Annotated in this window: 19 protein-coding genes; 3 read left to right on the top strand and 16 right to left on the bottom strand. The window is 70.5% G+C overall.

From position 1 onward, the window contains the following. Positions 1-15: 15 nt before the first annotated feature. The 16 genes from SLAV_RS30235 to SLAV_RS30165 all read right to left on the bottom strand — a co-directional run bounded on the left by SLAV_RS30235 (position 16) and on the right by SLAV_RS30165 (position 14,489). Positions 16-756, bottom strand: a complete 741-nt coding sequence (locus SLAV_RS30235; RefSeq protein ID WP_051841150.1) for a type 1 glutamine amidotransferase domain-containing protein — start codon at positions 754-756, stop codon at positions 16-18. A gap of 69 nt (positions 757-825) precedes the next feature. Then, positions 826-1,572: a MinD/ParA family ATP-binding protein gene (locus tag SLAV_RS30230; RefSeq protein ID WP_030234098.1), complete on the bottom strand. Its 747-nt coding sequence runs from the start codon at positions 1,570-1,572 to the stop codon at positions 826-828. Next, positions 1,572-2,831, bottom strand: a complete 1,260-nt coding sequence (locus SLAV_RS30225; protein WP_051841149.1) for a PP2C family protein-serine/threonine phosphatase — start codon at positions 2,829-2,831, stop codon at positions 1,572-1,574. The genes SLAV_RS30230 and SLAV_RS30225 overlap by 1 nt, the downstream gene beginning before the upstream one ends. Then, positions 2,813-3,268: an ATP-binding protein gene (locus SLAV_RS30220; protein WP_030234092.1), complete on the bottom strand. Its 456-nt coding sequence runs from the start codon at positions 3,266-3,268 to the stop codon at positions 2,813-2,815. Before SLAV_RS30220 ends, SLAV_RS30225 begins: the two co-directional genes overlap by 19 nt. A gap of 29 nt (positions 3,269-3,297) precedes the next feature. After that, positions 3,298-3,609 carry an STAS domain-containing protein gene (locus tag SLAV_RS30215; RefSeq protein ID WP_030234089.1) on the bottom strand — a complete coding sequence of 104 codons (312 nt, stop codon included), beginning with the start codon at positions 3,607-3,609 and terminating at the stop codon, positions 3,298-3,300. 26 nt (positions 3,610-3,635) lie between these two features. Next, a complete protein-coding gene (glgX, locus tag SLAV_RS30210) occupies positions 3,636-5,780 on the bottom strand; it encodes a glycogen debranching protein GlgX (protein WP_234333714.1) in 2,145 nt (714 codons plus the stop codon). After that, a complete protein-coding gene (locus tag SLAV_RS30205; protein WP_030234084.1) occupies positions 5,777-6,121 on the bottom strand; it encodes an STAS domain-containing protein in 345 nt (114 codons plus the stop codon). The genes glgX and SLAV_RS30205 overlap by 4 nt, the downstream gene beginning before the upstream one ends. Before the next feature lie 37 nt (positions 6,122-6,158). Next, on the bottom strand, positions 6,159-7,982 hold the full coding sequence (locus tag SLAV_RS30200) for an AGE family epimerase/isomerase (RefSeq protein WP_030234081.1): 1,824 nt from the start codon (positions 7,980-7,982) through the stop codon (positions 6,159-6,161). Position 7,983: 1 nt separating this feature from the next. Next, complete coding sequence (locus SLAV_RS30195) at positions 7,984-8,418, bottom strand: VOC family protein (protein ID WP_030234079.1); 435 nt, start codon at positions 8,416-8,418, stop codon at positions 7,984-7,986. Continuing rightward, positions 8,418-9,029: a DJ-1/PfpI family protein gene (locus tag SLAV_RS30190; RefSeq protein ID WP_030234076.1), complete on the bottom strand. Its 612-nt coding sequence runs from the start codon at positions 9,027-9,029 to the stop codon at positions 8,418-8,420. The genes SLAV_RS30195 and SLAV_RS30190 overlap by 1 nt, the downstream gene beginning before the upstream one ends. Then, complete coding sequence (locus SLAV_RS30185; RefSeq protein ID WP_030234073.1) at positions 9,022-10,638, bottom strand: GMC family oxidoreductase; 1,617 nt, start codon at positions 10,636-10,638, stop codon at positions 9,022-9,024. The genes SLAV_RS30190 and SLAV_RS30185 overlap by 8 nt, the downstream gene beginning before the upstream one ends. A gap of 17 nt (positions 10,639-10,655) precedes the next feature. Continuing rightward, positions 10,656-11,048, bottom strand: a complete 393-nt coding sequence (locus tag SLAV_RS30180; protein ID WP_030234071.1) for a nuclear transport factor 2 family protein — start codon at positions 11,046-11,048, stop codon at positions 10,656-10,658. Between the two features lie 4 nt (positions 11,049-11,052). Beyond that, the gene (locus tag SLAV_RS30175) at positions 11,053-11,508 is read right to left on the bottom strand and encodes a nuclear transport factor 2 family protein (RefSeq protein WP_030234069.1); all 456 of its coding nucleotides are present in this window, start codon (positions 11,506-11,508) and stop codon (positions 11,053-11,055) included. A gap of 13 nt (positions 11,509-11,521) precedes the next feature. Then, positions 11,522-11,953 (bottom strand): nuclear transport factor 2 family protein, encoded by a 432-nt coding sequence (locus SLAV_RS40645; protein WP_030234065.1) that lies wholly within the window; start codon positions 11,951-11,953, stop codon positions 11,522-11,524. 34 nt (positions 11,954-11,987) lie between these two features. Then, positions 11,988-13,631: a thiamine pyrophosphate-binding protein gene (locus tag SLAV_RS30170; protein ID WP_030234063.1), complete on the bottom strand. Its 1,644-nt coding sequence runs from the start codon at positions 13,629-13,631 to the stop codon at positions 11,988-11,990. 33 nt (positions 13,632-13,664) lie between these two features. Next, entirely contained in the window at positions 13,665-14,489 is an 825-nt protein-coding gene (locus SLAV_RS30165; RefSeq protein ID WP_030234061.1) for a type 1 glutamine amidotransferase domain-containing protein, read from the bottom strand. A 283-nt stretch (positions 14,490-14,772) separates the two neighbouring features. Here SLAV_RS30165 and SLAV_RS30160 point away from each other — a divergent pair, with 283 nt between their 5' ends. The 3 genes from SLAV_RS30160 to SLAV_RS30150 all read left to right on the top strand — a co-directional run bounded on the left by SLAV_RS30160 (position 14,773) and on the right by SLAV_RS30150 (position 17,364). Further along, a complete protein-coding gene (locus SLAV_RS30160; protein WP_030234058.1) occupies positions 14,773-15,039 on the top strand; it encodes a UBP-type zinc finger domain-containing protein in 267 nt (88 codons plus the stop codon). A 140-nt stretch (positions 15,040-15,179) separates the two neighbouring features. Next, positions 15,180-16,817 carry an FAD-dependent oxidoreductase gene (locus SLAV_RS30155; protein ID WP_234333721.1) on the top strand — a complete coding sequence of 546 codons (1,638 nt, stop codon included), beginning with the start codon at positions 15,180-15,182 and terminating at the stop codon, positions 16,815-16,817. A 55-nt stretch (positions 16,818-16,872) separates the two neighbouring features. After that, a complete protein-coding gene (locus SLAV_RS30150) occupies positions 16,873-17,364 on the top strand; it encodes an ATP-binding transcription factor AbmR (RefSeq protein ID WP_030234054.1) in 492 nt (163 codons plus the stop codon). Positions 17,365-17,440 lie beyond the last annotated feature (76 nt).

Here is a 17,440-nt window from a genome sequence, read left to right as displayed (position 1 = left end):
CCGGTGTCGCGGGGGCTAGCCCTGGTCGAGCTGCTTCAGGAACGTCTCGGCGAGGGCCTTGGAGGAGTACGGGTTCTGGCCGGTGGTGAGCCTGCGGTCCACCACCACGTGCGAGTCCCAGATCGCCTCGGCCTTCTCGTAGCGGGCGCCGAGCCGGGTGAGTTCGGCCTCCAGGATCAGCGGGAGCCGGCCGGCCATGTTGGTGACCAGTTCCTCGGCGTGCGAGAAGGCGGTCATCCGGTAGCCCTCGAACGGCCAGCGGCCCTCGCCGTCGCGCAGGGACAGGAGCGCGGTGTGGCCGTGGCAGACGGTGGCGATCGGCTTGTCCCGGTCGATGGCCCAGCGCAGCAGCTGGGCGAGTTCGTCGGACTTGGGCAGGTCGCCGATGGCCCCGTGGCCGCCGCTGATGTAGATGCCGTCGTAGTCGGCGATGTCCTTCTCGCCGAGGGACTCCAGGGCGATGGGGTGCTGGAGCTGGGGGGTCTCTTCGATGACGCGGACGTACTCGGCGGCGTTGGCCGTGTCCTCGTCCGGGGAGCCCTCGGGCCGTACCCATCGCAGGAAGCCGGGGTCGATGCTGGTCTGGTCGACCGTGGGCGCCGCGCCCCCGATCGTCGCCACGTCCACGGTGTGGCCGGCGGCCCGGAAGAGGGTATAGGGAACGACGAATTCCTCGGCCCAGAATCCCGAGGGGTGCTGTTCCCCGTCCAGGAGATGAAGGGTGGCCTTTGCCGTCATGACGACGAGAATCTTCATGATTCTCTCCTTGTTCTGGATTCGCTGCCGATTCAACACGCCCCCTTCCAGGGGCGTAAGGGGTGGACCTCAGGCCCGTGATACTTCGTCACGTGCGTCCAACGCCGAGAGGATCGCGCGGAATTCACCGACCAGGGGGTGGTCGGGAAGGGCTTCCGCAAATATGCGCTCCCCGTACAGGGCGGCCATTTGCGGCACGTACGGGAGAATTCCGGCCAAGGGGGCCCCGTAGACCTCCTCGGCCCGCCGGCGGACGTCCTCCCGGTCGATGCCCTCGGGGGCCATGCTCAGCACGAGGGCCCGCCGGCAGGCCAGCCGCCCGGCGAGGGCGATGGTCTCCTCGACCCCGGAGAGGTCGACGCGGTCCGCCCGCGCCATGATCAGGACGATGTCGGCGCTGCCCATGGCGGTGACCGACTCGTTGTTCAGTCCGGCGTGCGTGTCGAGGAGCAGCACGTCGAGGGCGAACCGCTGCGCCAGCCGGTCGAAGCCCTCCGGGAGCAGCCCCACGTCGTATCCGGTGGTCATCAGCTCCCGCAGGTCCGCCGTCCCGGACCGGGCCGGTACGACGTACAGGCCGGGGAGGACGGTGCGGCGGGCCGCGGCCTCGATCTCGCAGCGGCCGAGGAGGTAGTCGGCCAGCGAGCCCGGACCCGGTGCGAGCCCGAACAGCAGGTCGAGGGTGGGCGACTGGAGGTCGGTGTCGACCACCCCCACCCGCAGTCCCCCGGCGGCCAGCAGGACCGCGAGGTTCGCCAGCACCGAGGACTTCCCGGTGCCGCCGCGGTGCGAGTGCACCACGATGGTCCGGGTCATCACGCCACCACCCGGTAGCCGTCGCCGTCCGCGTGCGGCCCCCGCGCCGCACGTGGCCGGTGCAGGGCCAGCATGGTCACGTCGTCGTGCTGTTCGGCGGTGCCGGTGTGCCGGCGCACGGCCAGGTCCATCCGGTCCACCAGGTCCCGGCCGCTCGCCGGGGGGCCGGTGAGCAGTTCCAGCATCCGTTCGTCTCCGAGGAAGCTGCCTTCGGGGCAGCGGGCCTCGGGTACCCCGTCCGTGAACACGAACAGGGTGTCACCGGGGTTCAGCTGGGCGTAGCCCAGCGTGTAGACGCAGTCGGGCAGCACGCCGACGGCCGGTCCCGTCACGTCGAGCGGCCGTGGCAGGGCGCCGTCACCGGAGAGCAGCAGCGGCGGGTTGTGGCCGCCGTTGATGTAGACGAGGCTGCCGGTGAGCGGGTCCAGGACGCCGAAGAAGAGGGTGGCGAAGTAGCCCTGGCGCAGGTGGTTGCGGGTGAGGTAGCCGTTGGTGGCGGTGACCGCGTTGAGCAGCGGGGTGGCGCCGACGACCGGGGTGCGGCGGCTGCCGCCGGTGCGGCCGGCCGCCATCAGGTGCTGGAGTCCGCTGTTCTCGGCGGTGTGGCGCAGCAGGGAGCGGATCAGGGCCATGAAGAGGGCGGCGCCGACGCCCTTGTCGCAGACGTCGGCGACGACGACCGCGAGGCGCCTGCCCCGGGAGAGTTCGAAGACGTCGTAGAAGTCCCCGGCGACCTGGCGGGCGGGGCGGAAGCGCACGTCGATCTCCCAGCCCTCGGGAACGGGCAGCGATTCGGGCAGGAAGCCGGCCTGGATCTCGCGGCCGATCTCCAGTTCCTTCTCGTAGCCCATGAGTTCGGCGCGGGCGTCGGCCTCGCGCAGGGTGCGGCCCAGGCCGGCGCGCTCGGAGCAGCTGTGCAGGCGGGCGCCGACGAGGGCGGGCAGGAAGGGCGGGACGAGGTAGTCGTGGCCGAGTCTGACGTGCCGCTCCAGGGCGGCGAAGGCCGTGACGGTCCAGACGACCACGATGGGGGCACCGGCCCGGCGGCGCAGCCGGCGTACGGCGCTGCGCACCGCTTCGCCGTCGGCCTCGGCGGGGGCGAGCAGCACGTCGGCGACGGGCAGTGCCTCCAGTCGGCCGAGCAGCAGTTCGGACAGCGTGCGCGTGACGAGTGCCGCGTCCATCAGCCGGAGCGCTTCGAGCAGTTCGGCTGGTGGCGGCGGGTACGCGTCGAGGATGATCACGTTCGTGGAGGGCATGCGTCCGTCCCCTCGGCCTTGACGGTCAGCGTGCTGATGTTGCGGCCGTCCCTGCGGGCGTAGGCGTACGTGTCCACGCTGGTCAGGGCCAGGTGGATGCCGAGACCGCCGACCCGCCGCCGTTCCGGGGGGACCCCGGGGGCGGGGGGCAGGCGGCCTTCGACCGGGTCGAACGCGGGGGCGGTGTCCTCGATGACGATCCGCACCCCGTCGGGACCGGAGCGGCCGCGGACGGTGATCCGTCCGTCGCCGCCCCGGTACCCGTGCATCACGATGTTCGTGGCCAGCTCGTCCACCGCCAGCCGGATCCGGTACGTGGCCCCTTTGCCGAGGCCCGCCCGGCCGGCCAGCAGCAGGACGAACGCGGCGATCTCGCCCAGTGCCCCCACGGTGGCGGGCACCTCCAGTACGGCGGGCTTCCTCGCCAGTCCGACCATGTCACTCACCGCGCGGGCGGCCGTGCTGCTCAGCCATCGGACAGCTGGATGCTTCGGTCGAGGCCCGCCGTGCGGATGGTCCGGGAGACGGGCTCGATGGCGCCGACCACCTTGATGGTGACGCCGGAGCCCACCTTCTGCTGGGCGAACACCAGGGAGCGCAGCCCGGCGCTGGCCATGTAGCCGACGCCGGCCATCCGGATCTCGACGGTGCCGGTGCCGTGACCGGCTGCCTTCTCGATCGTCTGGTGGAATTCCGGTGCGGTCTTGGCGTCCAGCTCGCCCGTCAGTTCGATCACGGTGGTGTCGCCCTCGATGCTCAGGGACACGGAAAGCGGCATGTCAGGTCTCCTTCGGTCAGGGCGGCTCAGTCGTCCCGGGGGTCGGGGTCGTTCGCACGGCCGACGAGGATCACGACCGAGCGCGGACCGATCAGGTACTTGCCGGCGTTGTCCAGCTCCTGTTCGGTCCCCGGGGTGCGGATGTCGTACGGCGCCTCGGCGCCGGTGTCCGCGAACAGGTGCCAGCTGCGGCCGCCGGGCAGCGCGGGCAGTTCCAGGTCGTGCGGCTCCCAGTGGGAGTTCATGGCCACGTAGACCACGTCCTCGTCACCGACGCCGCAGCGGGCCACCGCCAGCAGCCGGCTCTCCGCCGACCAGTCGGGCTGCCAGGCCCGCTCCCCGTGCCAGCTGATGTCCGGCAGGCCCAGGCTGTCGCGCAGCCGGCCGGTGGGGTGCGAGGTGGAGCGCAGCTCGCGGTGGTGCTTGCGGAAGGCGATCATCTCCCGGGTGAACCGGAGCAGTTCGGCGTTCTCGTCGACCTGGTCCCAGTCGAACCAGGAGAGCTCGTTGTCCTGGCAGTACGTGTTGTTGTTGCCCTGCTGGGTCCGCGCGACCTCGTCCCCGGCCAGCAGCATCGGGATGCCCTGGCTGGTGAAGAGGATCGCGAGGGCGTTCTTCATCTGGCGCAGCCGCAGCGCGGACACCTCGGGGTCGTCGGTGGGCCCTTCGGCGCCGCAGTTCCAGCTGGCGTTGTCGTTGCCGCCGTCGTTGTTGCCCTCGCCGTTGGCCTCGTTGTGCTTGTCGTTGTACGAGACCAGGTCGGCCAGGGTGAAGCCGTCGTGCGCCGTCAGGAAGTTGACGGAGGCGGAGGTGCCGCGGGTGGAGTAGAGGTCGGGCGAGCCCGCGATCCGGGTCGCCAGCTCTCCGGTGACCCCGGGGTCGCCCTTGAGGAAGCTGCGCACGGTGTCGCGGTACTTGCCGTTCCACTCCGCCCAGCGGCCGTAGGCCGGGAAGTTGCCGACCTCGTAGAGGCCGCCCGCGTCCCAGGCCTCGGCGATGAGCTTGGTGTGCCGCAGGACCGGGTCGAAGGCGAGCAGTTCCAGCAGGGGCGGGTTGGGCAGCGGGGTGCCGTCCGCGGACCGGCCGAGGATCGCGGCGAGGTCGAAGCGGAAGCCGTCGATGTGGTAGTCGGCGACCCAGTGGCGCAGGCAGTCGAGCACGAAGTTGCGCACGACGGGGTGGTTGCAGTTGACCGTGTTGCCCGTGCCGCTGAAGTTGAAGTAGTACCCCTCCGGCGTGAGCATGTAGTACGTGGCGTTGTCGAGGCCCTTGAAGGAAATGGTCGGGCCCATCTCATTGCCCTCGGCGGTGTGGTTGAAGACGACGTCGAGGATGACCTCGATGCCCGCCGCGTGCAGGTCCTTGATCAGGGTGCGGAACTCGTCGCCCTGCATCCCGTAGCGTCCGGTGGCCGCGTAGCCGGCCTTCGGCGCGAAGAAGGAGACGGTGTTGTAGCCCCAGTAGTCGTAGAGCTTCTCGCCGGTCTCCGGGTTGCTGCGCGGGTTGTCGCTCTCGTCGAACTCGAAGACGGGCAGCAGCTCGATGCAGTTGACCCCGAGTTCCTTCAGGTACGGGATCTTCTCGCGCAGCCCCGCGAAAGTGCCGGGGGCGGTGACCCCCGAGGAGGGGTGGCGGGTGAAGCCGCGCACGTGGGCCTCGTAGACGACGAGGTCCTCGGCGGGGATCCGCAGCGGGGTGTCGTCGGCCCAGTCGAAGTCCTGGAGGCAGACCCGCGAGCGGTACTGGTAGCCGCGGCTGCGGTCCGGTTCCACGCCCCACACGTCGCGGCCGGCGATCAGCCGGGCGTAGGGGTCGGAGAGGACCTGCCGGGCGTCGAAGCGGTGGCCGGTGGCCGGGTCGAAGGGTCCGTCGGCCCGGTAGCCGTATTCGATGTTCTCGTGGTCGAGGCCGAAGACCGTCATGGCGAAGACGCTGCCGGTGCGGAACTCCTCGGGGAATTCCAGCTCGGCCATCGGCTCGGGCTCTCCGCGCTTGAAGATGACCAGGGTCATGGAGGTGGCCTGGTCGGAGAAGACGGAGAAGCTCACCCCGCCCGGGACCACGTTGGCCCCGAACGGGAACGGCTTGCCGGCGCGGACGCGGTACCCGCCCACCTCGTGGGTCGGGTACGCGTCCACCCGCAGCACCTGGTCGGAGGAGGCCTCGCTCATCGCGCGACCTTGGCCCTGGCCGCGGCGGCCGCGGCCTCGCCGGTCTCGAAGAAGTCGAGGAATCCGGTGGCCGACATGACGAACCGGACTTCCTCGCTCACCCCGTACAGGGTGACCGCGACGCCGGCGTGCTGCGCCTCGCGGTAGACGACGAGCAGGGTGCGCAGGCCGGCGCTGGAGACGTAGGTGACGGCGGTCAGGTCGATGCGCAGCGGCCGGCCCTCGCGGACCAGCGGCAGGAGTGCCTGGAGCAGGGCACCGGAGGTCTCGCTGTTGATCTCGCCGGTGGCGACGAGCACGGTGCCCGACTTGTTCCGGCGTTCCTTCACGGTCAGAGTCATTGCATTCCCCTCATGTTGGGGCGCCCCCCGTTGAGCGCTACTTCCGGTTCACCGGCCGGAGCCGGACCTTGACCTTGACCCGCCCCTGGACGTCGGGGAGGTGGACGGTCAGCTCGTCCGCGTCGAATTCCTCGTACGGCTTCTCGTCGATCTCCACGGACGCGATCCGCACCGAGCCCGCGGGCAGCAGGTCGGGCGAGACGCGCAGGGTCCGTCCGGGCAGGTCGGTCGGGTCGGGCTGGAAGTGGAAGTCCATCTCCCGGCCGTTGATGAGCAGGTTGTTGTAGACGGCGGCGAGGTAGCAGAGTTCCGCCGAGTGGTACATGGACATCGAGTGGCTGCCCTTGAGGCGCTCGGTGCCGAGCAGGTACGGCGTGCCGCTGGCGAGCACGTTGAAGTACACGGCTCCCTCGTCGTGGTCGAGGAAGAAGGTGTTGTAGAAGGCCTGCGCCTGCCGGGCCTCGCGCAGGTTCTCGTCGCCGCCGACCGTGCCGTTCAGGATGAGGTAGGCGAGGATCGCCTGTTCCTGCTGCCACCAGGCCTTGCGGTCGTGCCAGGCGAAACGATACGTCTCCTCGTCCCCCTGCTTCACCCGCTCCACCACGTCGTACCAGCCGCCCCGCTGGACGTCGCTGCCGACGGCCGGCATGATCTGGCCGATCTTCCGGGCGAGCTCCTCGTACGCCGGCTTGGCCTTCAGGGAGTTCATCCGCATCAGGTTCCAGGCGATCTTGAGGTTGTGCCCGACGACCGCGCGGTTCTGCTGCCAGCTGTGCGCGGTGTCGTGCGACCAGTCGCGGAAGAAGCGCTCCTGGACGAACGGGCTGTTCTTGTAGTCCGGGAACCGGTCCGCGATGGTGTCGAAGGTGTACTCCAGGAAATCGGCGTACCGCTGTTCGCCGGTCGCCAGGTACAGGTTGATCAGGTACGCGGGCGCGTGGTCGCCGACCGAGTTCCAGTTCTTGCGCTCGGCGTTCTCGCCCAGCGACTCGTGGTCGGGGCTGAAGAGGATCGGGTCGATGTGCGAGTAGTAGCCGCCCTGCTCCTCGTCCTTGAAGAACTTGTCGAAGAGCCGGATGGTGGCGTCCGCGTCGTTCTTGATCCGGACGTCACCGGTGACCCGGTAGGTCTGGATCGGGCCGGCCAGCGCGTAGATCTGCTCGTACATCGGGATCGCGTCGTAGTCGTCGGAGAACTCCGAGGTGAACAGCTTGCGCTCGCTGTCCCCGTCGACGCTGATGCCGTGGTACCAGAAGACCACGTCCTCCTCGGTGTCGACGACCCGCATGTGCTTGCGCAGGTACTCGGTGCCGCGCTCGGCGATCTCCAGGTACTCGTCCTTGCCGGTCAGCAGGTAGGCCGAGGCCATGCCGTAGACCAGCCGGGAGATCGTGTCGGTCTCCTGGACGTGGCTGGCGGTCTTGTCCCCGCCGAGGCGGATCTCGGTGCGGTACTCGGTGAAGTCCACCGGCCCGTCGCCGAACTGGGCCCGCTTGTAGAAGTCGGCCAGCGACTCGATCTGCTTGATCCACCAGCCGGTCTCCTCGAACCGGTAGTCCTCGGCCCCGCGGCCCAGGAACACCAGCCGCTTGGCCTCGAACCTTCCGTCCCGCTCCGGGTAGTGGACCCCGTAGACGAAGAGGAAACGGCCCGGGGAGAGCATCTCGTCGATGTGCCCGGAGGCGTCGATGTACGGCTCGTCCAGGTTGCGCACCAGCTCGGCGCTCGGGTCACCGGCGAGCGAGACCTCGAACTCGCGCCCGTCCGCGGTCTTCAGGCGCAGCAGCCGCGCCCCGGAGTCGAAGCGGACGACGTAGCCCGCGATCGTGTCGGAGAAGGAGAAGCCGGTCGTGCCCGCCATGTCATGCACCGTCCTTTTCGTGTGAGCGGTCGTCCTCGAATCCCTGGCTGACCTCGACGATCACCCCGTCGGGATCGCGGACCCACACGGTCCGCCATCCGCAGATGAAGTCGTCGAAGTCCAGCGGCCCCAGGGTCACTTCGGCCGCGTCGCCCAGCTCCGCGAGGAAGGCGTCGACGCTGTCGGTCTGGAAGGCCAGGTGCCGTATCCGGCCCGGGGCCGGCGGGCCGTCCTCGTGCGCCGTACGGGCCGGCTCGGCTCCGGCCGCGAAGAGCTCCAGGTACGCGTCCCCCTTGCGCAGGAACACGATCCGGGCTTCTCCCAGGTCGACCACCCGGGCCCGGGTGAAGCCGAAGTGGCGGGTGTAGAACTCCTCGGTGGTCTTCTGGTCGGCGCAGTTGAGGCCCACGTGCGACCAGACCATCGCGCCCGGCATCAGCCGGCCCTCCGGCCCCGCCCGGCGGCGACCAGCTCGATGATCCGGCGGGCGAAGAGGTGGTGGTGGGCTCCGGTGCGGCCGGTCACCAGGTCGCCGTCCACCACCACGTCCTCGTCCACGTACTCGGCGCCCATGTTGCGGACGTCGCCGATGAGGTTGTTGTGGCAGACGACCTTGCGGCCGCGCACCTTGCCCGGGATCGAGGACGCCAGCCACATGCCGTGGCAGATGATCCCCTTGAGCACGGTCGGCTCCTCGAACGCCCGGCGCAGCAGCTCCGTCGCCGGGGCCAGCACGTCCACGTCCTCGGTGTAGCGCAGCCGGTCGGCGACCATGCCCGAGGGCACGATGAGCGCGGAGTAACCGCGCAGCTCCTCGTCGGCCAGCCCCTCCAGGGAGCGGTCGGCGGTGAAGGGCGCCCGGTACTCGTGCCCGGTGAAGGTGATGGAGTCGTTCCCCCACAGCCGGGTCAGGAAGTCGACCTGGGCGCCCTCCTCCGCGAACCGGCGCTGGTAGTAGAAGATCTCGGGCTCGTAGAAGTCGCTCTCGACCAGGACCGCGATCCGGGTCCCGGACAGCGCGCCCTCGCGCAGGACCACGTCAGGCACGGGATTCCCCCCTGTTCCGGCCTCCGATGAAGTCCGCCGCGCGTTCGGCGATCATCGCGATGGCGGTGTGGCAGTTGCCCGACGGGACGGCGGGCATCACGCTCGCGTCGACGACGCGCAGGTTGCGCACGCCGTGCACCCGCAGTTCCGGGTCGACGACGGAGAGGTCGTCGATGCCCATGCGGCAGGAGCCGGCCTGATGGTGGTAGCTCTCCGCCTTCTGCCGCACGAAGGTCCGCAGCTCCTCGTCCGAGACGTGTCCCGGCCCCGGCTGGAGCTCCTGCTTGTACCAGGGCGAGAAGGCCGAGGTCGCGAAGAGCTCCCGGGCGGTCCTGACGCCCTGCACCATCCGCTCCAGGTCCCACCGGTCCCCCAGGTAGTTCGGGTGGATCAGCGGGTGGGCCAGCGGATCGGCGCTCGCGAGCCTGATCCAGCCCCGGGAGACCGGGCGGACGACGCCGGGCAGGATGGACACGGTGTTCGGGTGGTCCTGGCCGACGATCACGTCGAACGGGACGTGGACGAAGGCGATCTGCAGGTCCGGGGCCGGCAGACCGGGCCGCGAGGACAGGAACAGAGCGCTCTCGGAGAGGTTCTGCGCGGGCGGCGGCAGTTCCTGGGTGACCTCGGCCATGAGCCCGGTCAGCACGTGGTTGTGGAAGTTCTCCCCGACCCCGGGCAGGTCCGCGGTGACCTCGATGCCGTGTTCGCCCAGCTGGTCCGGGTGCCCGATCCCGGAGAGCAGCAGCAGCTTCGGGGACTCGATCGCCCCGGCGGCCACGATCACCTCGCGCCGGGCCCGTACGGTGTGCCGTCCGGGCGCCGCCGCCCGGCTGTGGCCGTCGCGCACGGTGCGGCCGGGGATCTGTGCCGGGGCCCGGAGCTGTTCGTACTCGACGCCGGAGCAGGTGTCCCCGTCGAAGAGCAGCCGGGTGGTCTGGGCGCTGGTGCGCAGGGTCAGGTTGGACCGCTCCAGCGCCGGTTCCAGGTAGGCGGCCAGGGTGCCCTGGCGGCGGCCGTCGGCCACGTCGATGTGGTGCCAGCCGGTGCCGAAGAGACCGCGCCGGGGGCCGTCGGTGTTGAAGTCGGCGATCTCCTGGTGGCCCAGCTCGACGGCCGCGTCGATGAAGGCGCGGGAGACCGGGTTGGGGCCGTGCAGGCCGGCGTTGGTGACCCGTTGCGGGCCGCCGGTGCCGGTGGTGGGCGCGGTGGGGTCCTCCTGGCCCTCCAGGAGGGCGAAGTACGGGAGCACGTCCTCGTACGCCCAGCCGGCCGCGCCCTGGTAGGCCCAGTTGTCGAAGTCCGAGGCGTGGCCCCGGATGTGCATCATGATGTAGAGGTTGCTGCTGCCGCCGGGGGCCTTGCCGCGCGGTTCGTACGTACGGCGCCCGGCCAGGCCCGGCTGCGGGACGCTGGTGTAGCCCCAGTCGACGGGCCCGCCCAGCAGCTTGTACCAGGAGGACGGGTCGTCCACCTCGGGCGGGATCCGGGAACCGCCCGCCTCCAGGACCAGGACCGAGACGTCCGGGTCCTCGGAGAGGCGGTTCGCGAGGACGCTGCCGGCGGTGCCGGAGCCGACGATCACGTAGTCGTACTGCTCTGTGGCCACGGGTGCGCTCCTGCCCCTCAGTCCTGGCCCAGCACCTGGAAGGGGACGGTGTCGTGGTAGTTCGCCATGTAGGCGATGCGTCCGTCCACGATCCGGAAGAAGTTCATGACCTCGGCCTCGATCGCCTCGCCGGAGGCACTGACGGCGGTGAGGTGGGAGACGGCGGCGGCCTTCTCCCCGTCGACGAGGAAGTGCACGGGCTCGTTGCGGAAGACCCGGTACATGGTCCCCATGCCCTTCATCATCGAGCGCAGGGTCTCCAGGCCCTCGATGTGTCCGGCCAGCTGTTCGTCCATGACCTGGTCCTCGGCGAACAGGTCGCACCAGCGGTCCCAGTCCCCGGCGTTGGCGTACTCGTAGTACTTCGTGAGGATCGTTCGGGCCTCGTCCGTCGCGCTCACTGCAGTCATCCCCCTATCGGTCCCTGCGGGTTCCGTCCGGCGCGAAGGGCGCCCAGAACTGGCTGAAGGCGGAGGCGGTGTCGCCGAAGAGGCCGTCGCGGCCCTCGACGATCCGGCCGTCCCGCCAGCGCATGAAGTGGAAGACCGGGTAGTCCATCCGCTCGTACGGGGTGGTGCTCGCCGGGTCCGCGCCGTCCCTCAGGGCGACGTTGCGGCACACGTCGGCGCTGCAGTCCTCGCCGACCAGGACCGCCTCCAGGTCCATCCGGAAGGTGCCGCCCGTGAGCTTGTGGGTCTGGCCCATCAGCTCCAGGAAGGCGTCGAGGCTCTCGTACCAGCCGGCGAGGGGGTGGTTGCCCGGCACCAGCCAGCGCAGGTCCTCGGAGTAGTACTCCAGGATGCGCGCGCGGTCTCCGGAGCCGAGGGCGCGGTAGGCGGCCTCGACCCGCTCGCGGGTCACTTCGCTCATCGTGGCCGTCCTCTCAGAGCGAGACCGAACCGGGCATCGGCGCCAGGTCGTTGACGGTGTACTGCTTGATCAGCGGCCCGTCCGGGCCGGCCACCACGGTCCAGGTCTGGTCGGCGTCGAAGCCACCCCACTCGCTGCGGGCGGCCGGCGCGTCCCAGATCTTGAACTGCCAGTTGACGATGACCCGGACGATCGCCCGGTCGCCCTCGATGACCGGCTCCACCTTGGTGACCGTGTGCACCTCGTCGAAGAACCGGTTCGTGACGGCCTCGTACCAGCGGCCGAAGCCCTGGTGGCCGAGGAAGGTGTCCTCGGGGACCTTGAGTTCCAGGTCCTCGGTGATGAGGGCGAGGACCTGCTCCAGCGGGAGGTGGCGGTCCAGCGCCACGTACCAGTTCTCGGCGAAGGTGCGGATCGCGTCCTCGGTCAGCCGCTCGGCGGGCATGCGGTCTCCTCCTGTCCGTGGGGTGTCGCTCGGGTCAGATCTGGATGTCGACGAGGTACGGGCCGGGGTGCGCCAGCATCCGCGCGACGGCGGCCACCGCCTCGTCCGGCTTCTCCACGCGGGTTCCGTCGGCGCCCAGCGCCCTGGCCAGGCCCGCGAAGTCGATCTCGGGGTGCGCGAGGTCGAAGGAACCCGGGTAGGGGTGCTCGGCGATGTCCCGCTCGCGCCAGTACTGGGCGATGTTGTCGTCGAGGAGGCGGTACTTGCGGTTGTTGCAGACCACGAACTTGGCGTCGATCCCGTACCGGGCCGCCGTCCACAGGGCCTGGTGGGTGTACATCGTGCCGCCGTCGCCCGCGAAGCCGACGACGAGCCGGTCCGGGTGGGCGAGCTTGGCGCCGACCGCCCCCGGGAAGCCCACGCCCAGCGATCCGCCGCGGGTCAGGTGGTAGTCGCCGGGCCGCTCCGGCGGCAGGTACCGGGTCACCAGCGGCGAGGTGGTCAGCGCCTCGTCGAAGACGATCAGGTCCCGGCCGGTGCGCTCGGCCAGCGTCCGCAGGAAGACGGCCATCGGCGTGCCGTCGTCGTCCGCCGCGAGCTCCGCGCGGGCCCGCTCCCGGGTCCGTACGTCCAGCCGGGCGGCCGCTGCGGCCCGCTGCGCCGGGGTCAGCCGCTGCTCCAGTACGCCGGCCAGCGCGCGCAGCGCGTGGCGCGGGTCGGCGGCCAGCCCCAGGTCCACGGGGTGGTTCTTGGCGATCTCGTAGGCGTTGAGGTCGATGTGCACGACCTTCGCGCCCGGTCGGAAGGGGTTCTCCAGCTCGGGGAACACCTCAGGGAAGACGTAGGTGCCCACGATCAGCACCGCGTCCGCGTTCCCCACCAGCTCCTTGCTGTGCGGGCCGAACATGTGGCCCGTCTGGCCGCGCCTCAGCGGGTGCGAGGCGGCGATGTTCACCTCGGAGGAGTCGACCTCGAAGACGTCGGCGCCCAGCAGTTCGGCGACGGCCACGAGTTCGGCCTGCGCCCCGGAGAGCGCCACCCCGTCCCCGACCAGGACCACCGGCCGGGTGGCGCCGGCCAGCAGTGCGGCCGCCCGGCCCACCGAGGCCGGCGAGGGGGCCACGTCGGTGAGCGGCACCGTGGCGGGCAGCACGGGCTCGGAGTTGAGCTCGTCCAGCACGTCCATGGGCAGTGCCACGAAGACGGGTCCGCGCGGCGGGGTGAGGGCGATCTTCACGGCCCGCCGGACCGTGCGCAGCACCGAGCGCGGATCGGTGACCCGGGTCGCGTACTTGGTGACGGGCCTGGCCATGGCCACCAGGTCGGAGGCCATCTGCGCGTCCATGGCGTCGTAGCGCACCCCGGCGTCACCGGCGACCACGACGAGCGGGGTGTGGCCGCGCAGCGACTGGTAGAGCATGCCTATGCCGTTGCCCAGACCCACGCCGGAGTGCAGCTGGAGCAGGGCCGCGCCGCCCGTGGCGCGGGCGTAGCCGTCCGCGATTCCCGCGGCGACGGTCTCCTGGAGCGCGAGGACGTATCGGAAGTCCGCCGCCGCGTCCACCGCGTCGAGGAATCCCTGTTCCACCGTTCCCGGATTTCCGAACATCACCTTCAGGCCGTCGGCCTTGAACTGCTCGATCAGCCTTTCCCGGCCGGGAGTTGCTTCGGCGTTCACGGTATTCCCCCTTTTCTCCCGCGGATCGCAGAATTACCAGCCGTAGCGGGTGAGGCCGTCTTCCAGGACTTCCACGATCTTCTGTCCGGTGAGGTAGGAGTCGGGGGTCGAACGTCCCGTCACGAAGGGGAAGTCGACGATCACGGAGACCGGCTTGCCGAAATTCCCGTGATAGGCGCCGCGCGGGCCCGTGGCATCGCGCAGGATGTACTCCAGCGGATACGGGGGCGGGCCCATGTTGAAGTCGGTACCGAGGAATCCGGTGCCGTCCTTGTAGTCGTACTCCTTGCAGTGGCCGGTCACGTGCTTGCCCCGGATGATGCTCTTGCGGTCGTCCCAGTCCCGGGCGAAGGCCAGGCAGGCGACCCCGTAGCACTCGGCGGCCACGACCTTGCCGGCCTTGTGGAAGGCCAGGATCAGGGCGTGCACGCGCTCGTTGTTGGCGAGGTCGGCGATGGGGCCGCTGCCGCCGACGATGAGGATCGCGTCGAAGTCCGCGATGTCGGCGTCGAGCTTGTCCAGGTCGCGGTGGTACTGCTCCAGCTTGCGCAGATAGCCCTCGTCGCTCGTGTACGGGCGCTCGGGCACCCAGGCCTCGATGTCGAGCGGCGAGTCGAGCCGGCTCGACTGCTCGAACTCGCGGCCCAGCCGGGCGTTCTCCTCGGTGGTCACCGAGCGGCCCAGCGGGGGGTCGACGTAGTTCGCGTCGAGGCTCGGCGGAAGTGCGTGGGCACGCTTTCCGGTCGGCGTCGCGAATACGGTCTCATAGCCCCGCTCGTCGAACTTCGATACGGGACCGATCAGTTCCTCGGCCCAGTAACCGTGTTCGGAGACAATGACCAGAATCTTTCTGCTCACAGATTCCTCCAGGCGCCGCCTGTTGTCGTTGGCGTCCCCCACACTGCGTGCGCCCGGGGCCCGCGTCAAAGGGCCTGAATGCGACTTCGTGAGGTAGCGGGCAAGGTGGTCCGGGCACCTCACCTAGTCGTCCCGCGAGGTCATGAAGTACCCGCCGGACTTCCTGACATCGGCCGGATCGATGAACCTTTCCCGGATCCCCGACTTATGGTCTGGACGCGCCGTGGACCCCGGGCGGGCCGGAGAGCACGAGTGCGCGAGGAGAGGGACGGGGACGATGACGATGGACCTGTTGTGCACACACATCGACCAAATACGTCCGGTGAAGGCCAGTGCCGAGGGCTGCGAGGAGTGCCTGCGGTCCGGTGACAGCTGGGTGCACCTGAGGATGTGCCTGAGCTGCGGGCACGTCGGCTGCTGCGACTCGTCGAAGAACCGTCACGCCACACGGCACTACCGGACCACCGAGCACCCGATCGCGGCCTCGCACGAGCCCGGTGAGGACTGGGCCTGGTGCTACGCCGACAAGCTGATGCTGGACCCGGCGTGAGCGCGGCCCGGGAGGGCGCCACCGCCCCCGCCCCCGCCGCCCCCGCCTCCGCCTCCGTTTCCGCCTCCGCCTCCGCCTCCGACGCCCCGGCCGGGGCGGCCACCGAGCGCGCGGAGAGCCGCAAGCCGGTCATCCTGGCCGTGGACGACGACCCGCAGGTGCTGCGCGCCGTCCGCAGGGACCTGCGCAGCGCCTACGGCGACCGCTACCGGGTCCTCGGCGCCTCCTCCGCGGCCGACGCCCTGAAGATCCTGGACTCCCTCGACGAGCGCGGTCACGACCCGGCCCTGTTCCTCGTCGACCAGCGGATGCCCGACGTGACCGGCGTGGAGTTCCTGCTGGAGGCCGTCAGCCGCTTCCCGGACGCCCGCCGGGTCCTGCTCACGGCGTACGCGGAGACCGATGCCGCGATCACCGCCATCAACCGGGTGCGGCTGGACTACTACCTGCTCAAGCCCTGGGACCCGCCCCACGAGCGGCTCTTCCCGGTCCTGGACGACCTGCTGTCCGACTGGCTGGCCACCTACCGGCCGGCGTACGACGGGATCATCGTCGCCGGGCACCTGGTCTCCCCGGGCACGCATGCCGTGCGGGACTTCTTCACCCGCAACGGACAGCCGTTCCGCTTCCTGAACGTGGAGCGCGACCCCGAGGCCCTGACGGTGATCGCCGCCGCGCAGGCGGACGCCGCGCTCCCCCTGGTTCGCTTCCCGGACGGATCGGTGCTCTCCGCGCCGAGCGACACCGAGCTGGCCCGGCGCCTCGGCCTGGCCACCACCGCCTCCCGCCCGCACTACGAGTGCGTCATCGTCGGAGCCGGGCCCGCCGGGCTCGCCGCCGGGGTGTACGCGGCCTCCGAGGGGCTGTCCACGCTGATGCTGGACTCCCGCGCCCCGGGCGGCCAGGCCGGCACCTCCAGCCTGATCGAGAACTACCTCGGCTTCCCCTCGGGCCTCTCCGGCGGGGACCTCACCCGCCGGGCCACCATCCAGGCCTCCCGGTTCGGCGCCGAGATCCTGCACCCGGTCGAGGTGGTCTCCCTGACCCGGGACGACCCGGCGAAGATCCTCACCCTGGCGGACGGTACGGAGATCAGCGCCGAGACGGTGCTGCTGGCGACCGGGGTCTCGTACAACCGGCTCGACGCCCCCGGCGCGGACCGGTTCGAGGGCGCGGGGCTGTACTACGGCGCGGCCACCACGGAGAGCTCGGCCTGCATCTCGCAGCACGTGTTCATCGTGGGCGGCGCCAACTCGGCCGGGCAGGCCGCCGTCCACTTCGCCAAGTACGCGGCCCGCGTGACCATCCTGGTGCGCGCCGCCTCCCTGGACGCGAGCATGTCCCGCTACCTGATCGACGAGATCGAGCGGACCCCGAACATCGAGGTCCGGGTGCGCACGACGGTGGTCGCGCTGGACGGCGGCGAGCACCTGGAGCGGATCACCCTGCACGACGGCGACACCGGCGCGGACACGGTGACCCCGGCCCGGTTCATGTTCACCTTCATCGGCGCCCGCCCGCACACCGACTGGCTGGCCGGGGTGGTGGAGCGCGACGAGTACGGCTTCGTCCTCACCGGCTCCGACCTGATCGCCAACGGCGGCGAACTCCCGGCGGAGTGGAGCCTGGAGCGCGCCCCCTACCCGCTGGAGACCAGCGTCCCCGGGGTCTTCGCGGCGGGCGACGTACGGGCCCACTCGGTCAAGCGGGTCGCCTCGGGCGTCGGCGAGGGCGCCATGGCGGTGTCGCTGATCCACCGCTACCGCTCGATGGGCTGAGAGCGAACGCCCCGGCCCTTGCGATCAAGAGGAGAGCGGATGCAACGTTGATTACATGATTACAGCCGAACAGAGCGAGAAGCTCCGCGCGTGGTTCGCCGAGCGCCTGCCGGTGGACGTCTACGAGTCCCTCGTCTCGGTCACCGTCGACCGGGAGGAGATCACGGTCGTCGGCACCGTCCCGGCGGCCGAGTCGGTCAAGGAGTTCCGCGAACGCACCCGCGAGCAGCGCATCGAGGTCGCCCGGGAGGCGGAGGAGCTCTACCGCCGCAAGGTCGCCTGGGGCGTCCGTTCGGGTGAGGAGACCACCCTCTTCACCCACCTCGCCGTCCCCGTCATGACCCGGCTGCGCCAGTCCGAGCGCCAGGTGCTCGACACCCTCGTCGCCGGGGGCGTGGCGCGCAGCCGGGCGGACGCCCTGGCCTGGTGCGTCCGCCTCGTCGGGAGCAACACCGACACCTGGCTCGCCGAGCTGCGCGAGTCCCTCGACAAGGTGCGGGAGGTCCGCTCCCAGGGCCCGGACATCCAGAAGTCGCAGCCCGAGTAGAGGAACCCCTCGCCGGGCACGCATGATCCCGGAAGGGTAGCCGGGACCACCTTGATCCCAGGGAGAGGCACGCACA

It is taken from the genome of Streptomyces lavendulae subsp. lavendulae, assembly GCF_002803845.1.
GTDB classification, from domain to species: domain Bacteria; phylum Actinomycetota; class Actinomycetes; order Streptomycetales; family Streptomycetaceae; genus Streptomyces; species Streptomyces lavendulae.
Note: the sequence above shows the minus strand (reverse complement) of the source record. Positions and strands in the feature narration are given on the sequence as shown.